Raw genomic sequence first — 12,328 nt, forward strand, 5'->3', positions numbered from 1 at the left:
ATCTTCCCCTTCGGGAAAGGATTTCCGCTACGATCGGTGGCGCATGAAGAATAGTAAATAGGCAAATTGTCCATAATCTAAACATTTTTTCAATAAGAAATGAATTGAGAATTCTTTAAAATGATTGTTAGGTGAAAATGCCGAGAATTCGACTTGCTGGTCTTTAGGTAAATTGGAATGATCTCTTAGAAACAACTGCATTTTGATAATTTTATCTTAATGGTGTGGGACTTTTTGAGGGTAGGGATGTCAGTTCAAAAAAATCTTTTAGATATTTTATGGGTTCTTGTTTGTTCGGGACTTGTGCTCATGATGCAAGGTGGTTTTTTAGTGTTAGAGTCTGGTTTGACTCGTGCTAAAAATTCAATCAATGTTGCAATTAAAAACATTGCTGATTTTGGAGTGGCAACACTTTTATTTTATCTCTTTGGGTTTGGGATCATGTTTGGTTCGTCTTTTTATGGTTTGTTTGGTAAGGATTTATTTTTACCTACCTTTCCTAAAAACAACGCATGGCCTCCAACTTTCTTTTTGTTTCAATTAATGTTTTGTGGAACTTCTTCCACCATTGTTTCTGGTGCTGTTGCGGAACGACTAAAGTTTCCTTCCTATCTTTTGGCAACCGCCCTTATTTCTGGAATCATCTATCCTATTGTTGGTCATTGGGTTTGGGGCGGAACATTCAGTGAATCTTCCCGTGGTTGGTTGGAACAATTAGGGTTTCATGACTTTGCAGGATCGACTCAAGTTCATAGTGTTGGTGGTTGGGTTTCTTTGGCACTTCTTTTAGTGGTAGGTCCGAGGCTCGGTAGATTCAAAGCCGGGGAACCTTCTAAATCGGTTACAGGTAGTAATCTCCCTCTGGCCATGTTAGGTGGCATTATCCTTTGGTTTGGTTGGATGGGTTTTAACGGTGGAAGTACTTTAGCATTCAACGGGACGGTACCGTTGGTTATTTTAAATACAATCATTGCTTCTGGTTTTTCTATGTTAGTTGCATTATTTTTAACTTGGTTTGTCAAAGGATATCCAGAAGCAATATCTCCATTAAACGGGTCTTTGGCGGGGCTTGTGGCCATTACTGCAAGTGCGGATTGTGTAGAGCCGTCTCAAGCTGCTATGATTGGTATGGTGGCTGGAGGGCTTACCATCCCGGCAGAAAAATTACTCGAAAGATTAAAAATCGACGATGCTGTCGGTGCAGTACCCGTTCATTTGGTAGGTGGTCTTTGGGGGACAATCGCGGTTGGTATTTTTGGAGATATTGAAAGATTGGGTGCAGTAAACGGTAGGGGGAACTTTATTCTCATTCAAATTTTAGGCGCTGCTGTTGTTGGTCTTTTTGCTTTTGGTGTGTCCTATATTCTTTTTAAAGGAATCAACCGTTTCTATCGTTTACGGGTCGATGAAATGGAAGAAAGAATGGGTTTGAATATATCGGAACATAAAGCCACTACTGAACTTATTGATTTGTTTTTATCAATGGATTATCAACATAAAACGGGAGATCTAACTCTCGATGTGCCAGTGGAACCTTTTACAGAAGTGGGGCAAATTGCAGAGCGATACAATTTAGTCTTAAGTAAAATTAGATCTACATTAAAAGAAAACGAAGATTCTCGAGTGGAAATTGCAAACGCGTATGAAAAAGTAAGAAATGAACAAGAAAGAGCCGAAAAACTATTGTTAAATGTTCTTCCTAAAGCTATTGCAGAAGAATTGAAAGAAAAACAAGGACTAATTGCAAATAGTTATCCAGAAGTATCAGTCATATTTGCTGATATTGTTGGGTTCACTCAAATTTCATCGGGCATGAAACCGGAAGCTGTGGTGCGTATCTTAAATGAAATTTTTTCATACTTTGATGTCCTCGCGGAGAAATATAGGTTAGAAAAAATCAAAACCATTGGAGATGCTTATATGGCAGTAGCAGGGCTGCCAGCTCCCGATCAATATCATTCTTTACTTGCCGCACATATGGCATGGGACATGAAAGCTTTGCTCTCTAGGTTACGACTTGGGAAAAGTGGAAATAAACTCAGTATGCGTATTGGAATCAATACAGGCCCTGTGGTGGCTGGTGTGATCGGAACAAAAAAATTCATTTATGATATTTGGGGAGATGCAGTGAACCTTGCTTCTCGAATGGAATCTCATGGGCTGCCGAATGAAATTCAAATTACAGAATCCACTGCTCAATTGATTCAGTCTGATTTTGAATTAGAAACAAGGGGTGAGATTGAAATCAAAGGGAAAGGAAAAATCAAAACCTTTCTCATTAAACAAAGATTACGCGAACCAGAAGATAGTTTGCCTTACTTCCAATTTGCTACTTAGGTAGATAGTAAACAAGCCGGCAACAACCGGCTTGTTTAGATTCACAACTTGGAGTTTCAATAAATAAAGAAGCAGTAAATAGCCATATATGACATATTATGGCTAAGATGTGAGTTAGTTTTCATATATGCTGAATTAATATTTTATTTTTTATCCTGCATAATTGATAAATTAAGGCTTGAAAAGCAGATAATCTATCATATAATACTAATTAAAATGACCTGGGATGGGAAAAATTTATACGAAATTCAAGAAAGTATAGGAACCTCTTTAAAAGGAAGGCGTGTCCAAATGAACCTTTCACAAGAAGAGCTGTCGGAAAGGAGTGGGGTCTCTCCTTCCTCCATCGCTCGCTTAGAAACAGGAAAAGGAAATATTTCCTTACTCAATTTACTTTCCCTTCTGAAAGAACTAGATTTATTAAACGAATTACAACTTATCTTTAGAGATCCGAGTCTTTCTCTCGCTCTTCTTGCAAAATCAAAGACCAAAAAACCTAGGCAAAGAGTGAGGAAACAGAAAGTAGAACCACCTAACAAAAATAAAACTTGGGTTTGGGGAAACCAAAATGAGTGACCCTATCACCTTAGCCAAGGTTTATCTTTGGGGTAGTCTCGTGGGTTATGTTTCTTGGAATGAAGAAGGCGGATTTGCATCTTTTGAATACGATAATGAGTTCCTTAACGCGCCAGTAGAACCAGCACCACTTTTGATGCCAAAAAGTCGCACGCTTTATTCTTTTCGTAATCTCAATAATGAAACATTTAAAGGACTTCCCGGAATGCTTGCAGATTCCCTTCCTGATAAATTTGGGAATGCTTTAATTGATGTTTGGCTTTCTACAATCGGAAGGAATAACAAATCATTTAATCCAGTAGAAAGATTGTGTTATATTGGTGAACGTGGAATGGGAGCTTTGGAATTTAAACCAGCAACTTATAAATTAAAAACCAAAAATGTTCCAATCGAAATTGCAGAGATGGTTCAGTTGGCATCAGAAATTTTAACTCATAGAAAAAAATTCTCATCAAAACTAGAAGTTAATAATCAAAAAAAACTGAATGAATCTCTCACAAGTCTGCTGACCATCGGTACATCTGCCGGTGGCGCAAGGGCAAAATGTATTATTGCTTATAATGAAAAAACTGGAGAGGTTCGATCCGGACAAGTAGAAACCACTGAAGATTTCTCCTATTGGATATTAAAATTAGATGGGATTCAAAACAATAAGGATAAAGAATTAAATGACCCAAAAGGTTTTGGCAACATTGAGTATGCTTACTATCGTATGGCATTAGATTGTGGAATCCGTATGATGGAGTCCAAACTACTGGAAGAAAATGGTAGATACCATTTTATGACCAGACGTTTTGATCGAAATGCAGGTGGCAAAAAACTTCATATGCAATCACTTTGTGCCATAGCTCATTATGATTTTAACATGGCTGGCGCTCATAGTTATGAACAAACCTTTGAAGTAATTCGCAAAGTGATCTCTGACAATACAAGATTAACATTAGAGCAACAATTCAGGAGATCTGTCTTTAATGTTATTTCTCGCAACCAAGATGATCATACAAAAAACATCGCCTTTCTCATGGATCAGAGTGGAAAATGGGGGCTCTCTCCAGCATTTGACATGACTTATAGTTATAATCCCAATGGGCAATGGACAAATCGCCATCAAATGAGTATCAATGGAAAACGAGAGCGATTCACAATGGAGGATATAATTGAGCTTGGGAAAAAAGCCGATTTAAAAAATTTACAAATTAAATCAATTGTCGATGAAACAAAAGAGATAGTCTCCCAATGGACAAAATATGCAGCAGAGGCAAAAGTAATTCCTTCTTTACAAAAAGAGATTCAAAAGAATCTAAACTTATCGATATGACCTATGCTTCCGATAATATAGATTATGTCACATAACTAATGTTATCTGGTTAAGTGTAATCATACATCTTTTGCAGTTTTGTTTCAATACATAATTTACAAAAATATCAATACCCCCTCTAGTTCAGACGTGGATGAGAATTCTAGTTTAGTTTTTAAATATAAAAACCTTTTGGTATGCCTACAGATTATCCAATAACGGAGTTCATACAATTGGATGGTGTTATCCGGTAAGATTTTTTTATCATGGAACCGATTCTTTGGCCAAGAAACTCATAGGATGGATGAATGATCCTCTCAAACTATCAAACTATCAAACTATCAAACTAAGACTATAACAACCATCATCATTTTATTTCCCGGATAATTTAACTTTAATTTTAAAATTTGTCTTAGAGAATTCTATGATACATTATACTTTTCTAATGCACAGTTTCCATGATATGAATTTTGAGACGAAATATCAAACTATGTAGCGATATTCATGGTATCTATATTCAAAAGACCTAAAATAAAAAATAATTTGCCTAATCAACCATAGTTTACAATTTGCATCCTAAGTTTTTAAAAATTAATATGCAAGAGATTCAAACCAACACCACTACTGATGTAAAAAAGGATTCTATTATTACTGGATTCGAACGAATTCTGTTTGAGCGAGATAGTCATGGGAATATTTGGATAGGTGCTTGGAACAAAAGCCCTATTCTTTATAAAAATGATGGGAACCAAATCACACGTTATGAGTTCCCTGTGGGGTTTTATCTTTCCAGTGATAATCCTTTCGATTCAAATCAAGATTCTGTGTATTTCGGATCATCAAAATCAGTTATCTGCTACAAGGATGATAGCTTTTACACACTACCTTCACCAGAAATAACCAATTCATCTCCTTATCAAATTCTAAATATTGGACTTTATGTATATGTTATCTTTGCCAATACAAGTGCAAGAAAACATATACACCGGTGGAATGGAACCCAATGGGAAACATTAAACTGTAATTTAGAATTTGAAAACCTAAGAAATCTAAAACAAATCAGTAATAATCGAATTTTAGTAAGTGAAAACAATACAGAAATTGCTTATATTCTTGATTTGGATGGTAAGTTTATATCGGAATTTGCAACGAGTAGTGCACCGATGAATGTGAAAGTAAATTCAAACAAGATTTTTTTATATTCCGATTCAAAACTAGAGGTGCGAAGTAAGGATGGTGAATTGATTCATGTATTAGATTTATATGATGAAATAATGAAATCCTATTTTGGATCCTACTTAGAATTTATTGATATCGCCGTTGAGGATGAGTCAAACCTAATCTTTCTGTTAAAAGAAAGAAATAAAAAACCTGCAAAAAAACACTTTTTAAACTTCAATTTAGATACATTAACTTTAACTCCTCATTCTCTCTATGGCCAACTAAACGATGACCAAAATCTTCTCCGATTTGAAAAAGACAACTTGGGAACTTATTGGTTTAAGGTTTTTGGAAACCATTATTCTGAATCGTTTTTTACTTTAAACACGGATTTATCGCAATGAAACAAAATACAAAACTGAACTTAAAAATAGAAGACCTTTATTTTGGAAATTTAAAAGAAATCATTATCGATCGGATGTTAGTATTTCAATCTTTAAAGGATACTTTTCAAAAGAAGGCAGACAAAAATAAAAATAAACTAAACCAAAGTTTTCTAAAAGAATTCGAATCTATGTATGGATTTAGCCCTGGAAAAGAAATTTTAGAGTGGGAGAATCTCAAAAAAGCATATCAAACGATTATGTATGAAGTGGCTGATGTTTGGAATATGATCGACCATCATTCTGCCGAAGAAGAGGAAATCGAGGAAGATGAAGATGGTGGTTTTGAATATGCTATTTCTTCTACAGAAAAACTCGTAAAAAGTAAAGATCCTGAAGAAAGACTCTCATGGTTAGTCGGAACATATAGTGGATTAATGTTTTTATTCAATGGTTCGTATGCTTTTGCCTCTGATGGCGGTGGTGACACATGTTGGATCAATCTATTACCCAATGAAAATGAGTCTGTGGAGGTCAATCATTACAATCATGAAATTGGAGAATTAGAAAACTTACCTTATTTTTCTATATCACATTTCGTTGCAGATAATTGGAATAACGATGCCAATGAAAGTTATGATGATGACGAGGAAGAAGAATTCGAAGAAGAAAATTCAGATAAAAAGGAAAAGGAACCCATTCTTACCTCTCAGATCAAAGAAACTACCATTAAAGCTTTTGAAAAGGAAGCGACAAAGTTTTATGAAAACAAACCAATCTATAACAATTCTTTGGATATGTTCGAAAGGTCAGCTTGGTTGCTAGGACATAGTTTTGGTGACCCGGCTTATGCTTTTACAGAAAAATTAGCTGCAGCTCCATCTTATGCTCTTTGGGAAGAGGAAAAGATAGAAATCAAAAAATATCCCAACCTAGCAGCGTATTGGATCTTGCACCACTTTTATTTAAAAAATGACGATGCTTGCAAAGAAACAATCAAACTAGCCGGTAAATCCAAAGGAAAGGTTATTGCAACACTCAGCAAACAAGTAATTGGTTATCTGGAAGGGAACTCAAAAACTCTATTCAATATTTCATCAGAAAAAGTAGAAAAAATTAGAACCCAAACATTTAATAATGCCGATCCAAAACAAATTGAACCGAGAAACGTTCAGTTATACAATGATAGTTTAGGTTTAACGAACCTCAAAACGATTTCAAAAAAAGAATTAGAATCTCGGTTGAAAACAGATTCTGACCTTTTTCAATTGATTGAGGAATATCCAGATGATGTGACAACACACGATACCATTCTAAAAGAGATAGCCAAACGAGATCCGAACCTAAAACGACTCATTGAAGATTATTTTAGGGAACGAACAGATAGTGCTTATAATACTTGGCCATATAATCCAGATAAATTAGACAAACGCCTTTCTGTCGTTATCAATGCAGCCTTCCGACAAGGATTGAAGTATGATGCAGACAATAAAAAAGCTTTTTCTGGAATTACTAAAACTGTCGGTATGTTGGATGATGACAAGGCAATGGTTTCCTTAAGAGAGGCTGTCCACAAACTCAAACAAGATGACCCAAGGATGGAGTACGTAGTAGAAGCTTTGATTAAAAGTGATCATAATGAATCTAGATCCATCTTAGCAGATGCAGCTTGGCGGACTTTCGAAACTTTAGACAACGTAAAAGAAATCAATCAAAAGGTTCAAAAAGAAGGCCCTACCTTAAACAATATGTTTACTGTGTACACTCATTTGAACGAAGCTTTACAGGAAAGAATTTTAACTTTAGATGAAGTCTCCGTAAAATTAATCCAAAAACTTTTTAGTTACTCTGATCACTTTAAATATTTTGGGATTAGCGTAGGAAATGCATTTGCAGTCTGTGCTCATTTGGGACTCAGCGAACATACAGAGATTATTGCAAATTATCTAAGAAGAAGTTTTCAAATCAAAGGGAGAGATAAAGGCTCTTATTTAGAGTTACGTTTGATTGTTAATATCTCTGAAGCAGCTCTTGCCTGGGCGAAAATGGAACCAGAAAAAGCGAAAGAGGAACTCATCAAATTTTTCAAAGAAGTTGATGATTCAAATGATCCAGGGATCGCAATTGACTTAAAAGCATGTTACGTCGCAGGTTTGTTATTCTTAGAACCGGATAACGAAGAGTATACGAGTTTTGCCGAACGAATTTTAGGGAACAAGGGAGATCAAGTTCGAGTTTACGGGATCATTCGTTGTATCAGAAAACAAAATTTAAAAAAATTCAAAGATTATCTTTGGTATCATATTTACGCAGATCCAGACCCTATGGTTGATTATTCCTGGAGTTATGTTGAAGTAGAGGCAAGAAGAGCTTGGGAAACTTTAACTGGAGAAGATGCACCAGACTTTGATAATTCTGATCAATATGCGTCCTCTCTTTCTAAAAACAAATCGTTATTACCTGAGGCAATTCTCCATCCTGAAAAATATAGTATCCAACATGTGTTCGAAAAAATTCGAGAAACTAAATACAAACATGAAGATGTGGTACGTTATGGTGGGCCTTGGCTTGTCGATTCCTTACGTTATTCTTTAGACGAATACAAGTATTCAGGATCCTATGACCGTTGGGAAGCTATCAAGGCCTTATTCTTTCAGGGACGGAATGTTTATCCATACTTTTTGGAAATTTTCAAATTACCTTATGCAGCACCTTCCTGGAAAACCTATCTATTACAATTTATGAGAGTGATGGAACCTGAATCTCTCAAATGGAAGAAAGTTCTTACAATGGATGTAAATGAAATTACAACATTACTTGAAAATCCAGACCCCGAATGGTACGTATGGACTGATTTACTTGCTGCGAGGCTTTTTTTGTTAAATGGTGAGTCTTCTTTTGAGAACATTTCAAAAGTAATAGAGAAACGTTTGGATATGACCAACCATCTGTCTTATGATTCCAGTATCTATGAAGAAAGTTTAGGTCTTCGATTGCCACTTCTTTGGAGGTGGTTTGGGAAAAAAGGGGATGATAGGATTCAATCCCATTGGAAAAAGGCCAATAGAGATTCGGAAACTTATACAATGCTTGATATGGCAGCCAGACGCAAGTTAGATGATCAAGTTCCAGAAATGCCAAAGATTGAAAATCCGGGTATTTTACTAAGCTTCTATCCAGAACAAAGAGAGTATGGTTGGCATACATGGATGCATATAACTCCTGATGTGGTTCGATTTGGGACCAATGAGTTTCATCTACAATCCGTTTTACCCGATTCCAAAACTGAATCGAGTTTCACAGAAGCCAAGGAACATCTAGAAATGATTTGGAAGATTGCACATATTTTAGGTTATACAGTCTCTAAGAAAAAACCCAAAGGAAAAAAATAAGAATGGTTTCTGTTTAACCATTCTTATTTACCTTTAGCCGAAGGTACGATGGGAATGGTTAAGTCGGTTGTCCCTTCCCTACTGACTTTGCATAATCACTGGGAGACATTTTTTTTAGTGACTTAAAGGCTAAGTTAAAATTGGCTTTCGAGTTAAAACCAACTTGGTAGGCTAGCGACAATAAATTGGCTTTAGGTTCCTTTTCAATCAACTGACAAATTTCTGCGATACGGTATTCGTTCACAAATCGATTAAAATTCATACCAAGATATGCATTGATGTATTCACTCAATTGATAATCTTTGATTCCTAATTTTTCCGCAAGGTTTGCTAAATTCAAATCTTCTTCGCGATATACAAAATTCACCTTAAGTAAAGTATCTAAATCAAGTTTTAACTTTTCCAAATTTAAATTTAGAATCCGAGAAGTTCTATAGGACTGACGTAGTTCTGGTAAAAGATCCTTAAACAATTGGTGATTGATTTCTGTTCCGATAAAAGCAACTACTGCCATAAGGGTTGCCAATCCCGCTGTAAAATAAATTCCTGTATGCCATCGTAAGAAAGTACTAATAAAGATAAAACTAGCAAAAGTAATATTTCCTTTTAGTATCATTCCTAAAATTTGTACTCCTAATTTTGCTTCTTGATTGGGATTACGATAGAGAATCATTCTATACTGATATATCATCCATACAAAAGTACCTACCCAGTAAACACATCCAACTGCAGAAATCATTTCAGGGATAGAAAAGGGAGCTCCCGCAAAACTTTGATTCATTGATTGTAAAAGAAGATGAGGAGTCGCCCATTGTAAAAGAAACAGAATGAGGACTACAAAAAAAGTAGGATACAATCGTTTCAATCCACCTAAAGGAATCGGCTCTGAACTGAGAAATTGTTCGATTGTATATTGCATACTCCCAGGGATTAAAAAAATAATCGGAACGTAACCATGATTTAAAATCGCAGTTTCAAATTCGAATCCGGCATACAAACGATAGGCATAAACAATCAAAATCCCACCAGAAAAGGCAGCTATCATGGCAAAGGGAAAACCTTTGGAACCCTTTTCTTTCACTAGGATCCCAATTCCTAAAATGAAATGATACCACGCTCCAAACTGGAGCCATGACCCAAAAAATTCGAACATGTTGCAAAATTCGGACAATCATTGCAAATCCGTCAACACTTTGGGGATCTTTCGTACAAAGAATTAGTACAAAATCATGATACTAGACCTAAAAAATCGTCTAGAATCGCCATCTTAGACGCCAATTGGGCGCATTCATGGTAAATTTGAGGCAATTCAGAGGCGAATTATGAAAAAGCAAAAAATCTATCGTCTGTTTTTACCACTAGGGGTCTTCCTTCTTGTGGCATGCGGACCAAATGGAAACCAAAACTCAAAAGACAACGCAGCCGTACTAGGCGTGTTAAACGGATCCAATTCCAGTAACTCAGCTTCACCAGAAGCTCTCCAGTTAAGTAATGCAGCCAATGCAAAGGATATTCAAACTGCATTTGCAAAAGAAAATGATGGAAGTTTTACTTTCAACGACAACATCTCTTTTCTTAGCAACGATGGTGTCAAAATTACGGGAAACCTTTTCATTCCAAAATCTGGAACTGGCGCCTTCCCTGCAGTGATCTTTGTTAATAGTTGGGCACTCAATGAATACGAATACATTGTTCCTGCTGCTAAACTTGCAAAAAAAGGATATGTAGTATTCAGTTATAACACAAGAGGATTTGGAACATCTGGGGGACTAATTAACGTTGCAGGCCCGAAAGATATGGAAGATCTCTCGAAAGGAATTGACTTCCTACTTGCAAATGCACCTGTCAATCCAGCAAACATTGGTATTGCGGGAGTATCTTATGGTGCAGGGATTTCTCTTCTTGGTCTCAGCAAAGAACCTAGAATTAAAACAGCAGTAGCAATGAGTGGATGGGGAAGTTTACCTGACTCACTGTACGGAAACCAAACACCTAGACTTGTATGGGGACTACTCCTCGTCACTGCTGGTTATATTACAGGAAAGATGGATCCAGTGATTGCAGAAAACTTTGGAAAACTTCTTGATACAAGAGATGTTGCAGCAGTTTTAGCCTGGGCCAGTGAACGTTCACCTAATAGTGCTGTAGCTGCCCTCAATGCTTCCGGAAAACCAGTTTATATTTCAAATAACTCACAAGACAATCTTTTCCAACCCAACCAAATCCTTCCTTACTTCGAACAATTAACCGTTCCTAAAAAATTGGATTTGAATAATGGGATTCATGCAACTGCTGAGGTTGGTGGTATTCTTGGTCTTGATAATTATGTTTGGACCAATGCTTATGACTGGTTTGACTATTGGTTGAAAGGAATTCAAAACGGTATTATGACGAAACCAAAAGTTTCGATTCAAAAACGATTTTCTTCTTCAAGAGTTACCTATTCAACTTGGCCAAATCCAAATAAAGTAGATAGAACTTACCACTTGCGACCAATGGGACTTTTGACTCCTGGTAAAATCACTACCACTGCGAATACAACGAACGGAAATGATACCATTCTTTCTGGAGGAACAAGTGCGACTACCGGTGTCCCTCTCCTATCAGAAATTTTAGATGGAGCGGTATCTGTACCTGTAACTACAAATGTCAATTTGATTGACCGTACAAACGCAATGGTCTATATCTCTGACCAGTTGACAAGTGTACTCAAAGTGAGAGGACGCACTTTTTACAAAGGTCGTATCAATAGTTCAGATGTCGCACCTCACGTTGTAGTGTATTTGTATGAAGTAGACATTTGGGGAACAGGAAAACTAATCTCTCATGGTACTGCTACTTTATTCGGTGTCAAAGGAAAAGATACAGATCTTAATGTTGATTTACAAGCAGTGGCACATGACTTTCCAGTAGGAAGTCGACTTGCTCTTGCGATTGATAACATTGACCCAATGTATGCAGTTCCAAAACCGGTTTCTTTATACACAACTACTTTTAAACACAGCACATCCACGGCTTCCACACTTCGTTTTGAAAGTGAATGATTAAAGTATGGGTGCGAATGACAAAATAACTTAAATCAAATTTCACCTTTAAATAGTTAGTTTATTCATCGGGAGAGGTCACCTCTCCCCTTCTTTTTATCCAACAATCAAATGCTAGCGCCCCGGATAGTAGCGGAA

General features: G+C 36.4%; 7 protein-coding genes. 6 read left to right on the plus strand and 1 reads right to left on the minus strand.

What is annotated here, in order from left to right:
• Positions 1-246 precede the first annotated feature (246 nt).
• The 5 genes from amt to EHQ49_RS18580 all read left to right on the plus strand — a co-directional run bounded on the left by amt (position 247) and on the right by EHQ49_RS18580 (position 9,146).
• Positions 247-2,337, plus strand: coding sequence for an ammonium transporter (gene amt, locus EHQ49_RS18560; RefSeq protein ID WP_135581504.1), 2,091 nt, complete (start codon positions 247-249; stop codon positions 2,335-2,337).
• Between the two features lie 216 nt (positions 2,338-2,553).
• Positions 2,554-2,913 carry a helix-turn-helix domain-containing protein gene (locus EHQ49_RS18565; protein ID WP_135581506.1) on the plus strand — a complete coding sequence of 120 codons (360 nt, stop codon included), beginning with the start codon at positions 2,554-2,556 and terminating at the stop codon, positions 2,911-2,913.
• On the plus strand, positions 2,906-4,231 hold the full coding sequence (locus tag EHQ49_RS18570; protein ID WP_135581508.1) for a type II toxin-antitoxin system HipA family toxin: 1,326 nt from the start codon (positions 2,906-2,908) through the stop codon (positions 4,229-4,231). The genes EHQ49_RS18565 and EHQ49_RS18570 overlap by 8 nt, the downstream gene beginning before the upstream one ends.
• 575 nt (positions 4,232-4,806) lie before the next feature.
• Positions 4,807-5,775 (plus strand): hypothetical protein, encoded by a 969-nt coding sequence (locus EHQ49_RS18575; RefSeq protein WP_135581510.1) that lies wholly within the window; start codon positions 4,807-4,809, stop codon positions 5,773-5,775.
• Positions 5,772-9,146, plus strand: coding sequence for a hypothetical protein (locus EHQ49_RS18580; RefSeq protein WP_135581512.1), 3,375 nt, complete (start codon positions 5,772-5,774; stop codon positions 9,144-9,146). Before EHQ49_RS18575 ends, EHQ49_RS18580 begins: the two co-directional genes overlap by 4 nt.
• Before the next feature lie 58 nt (positions 9,147-9,204).
• Here the strand turns inward: EHQ49_RS18580 and EHQ49_RS18585 are convergent, their stop codons facing one another.
• Complete coding sequence (locus EHQ49_RS18585; protein ID WP_135581514.1) at positions 9,205-10,299, minus strand: helix-turn-helix domain-containing protein; 1,095 nt, start codon at positions 10,297-10,299, stop codon at positions 9,205-9,207.
• Positions 10,300-10,468: 169 nt separating this feature from the next.
• Between EHQ49_RS18585 and EHQ49_RS18590 the strand changes: the two genes are divergently transcribed.
• A complete protein-coding gene (locus EHQ49_RS18590) occupies positions 10,469-12,190 on the plus strand; it encodes an alpha/beta fold hydrolase (protein WP_135581516.1) in 1,722 nt (573 codons plus the stop codon).
• The last annotated feature ends 138 nt before the right edge of the window (positions 12,191-12,328 follow it).

The sequence above is a fragment of the Leptospira perdikensis genome (genome assembly GCF_004769575.1).
GTDB classification, from domain to species: Bacteria; Spirochaetota; Leptospiria; order Leptospirales; family Leptospiraceae; genus Leptospira_A; species Leptospira_A perdikensis.

Bases quoted from the DNA above. Each gene is read 5' to 3' on its own strand.
- EHQ49_RS18570 (WP_135581508.1), top strand. From the start codon at position 2,906: ATGAGTGACCCTATCACCTTAGCCAAGGTTTATCTTTGGGGTAGTCTC.
- EHQ49_RS18580 (WP_135581512.1), top strand. From the start codon at position 5,772: ATGAAACAAAATACAAAACTGAACTTAAAAATAGAAGACCTTTATTTT.
- amt (WP_135581504.1), top strand. From the start codon at position 247: ATGTCAGTTCAAAAAAATCTTTTAGATATTTTATGGGTTCTTGTTTGT.
- EHQ49_RS18585 (WP_135581514.1), bottom strand. From the start codon at position 10,299: ATGTTCGAATTTTTTGGGTCATGGCTCCAGTTTGGAGCGTGGTATCAT.
- EHQ49_RS18575 (WP_135581510.1), top strand. From the start codon at position 4,807: ATGCAAGAGATTCAAACCAACACCACTACTGATGTAAAAAAGGATTCT.
- EHQ49_RS18565 (WP_135581506.1), top strand. From the start codon at position 2,554: ATGACCTGGGATGGGAAAAATTTATACGAAATTCAAGAAAGTATAGGA.
- EHQ49_RS18590 (WP_135581516.1), top strand. From the start codon at position 10,469: ATGAAAAAGCAAAAAATCTATCGTCTGTTTTTACCACTAGGGGTCTTC.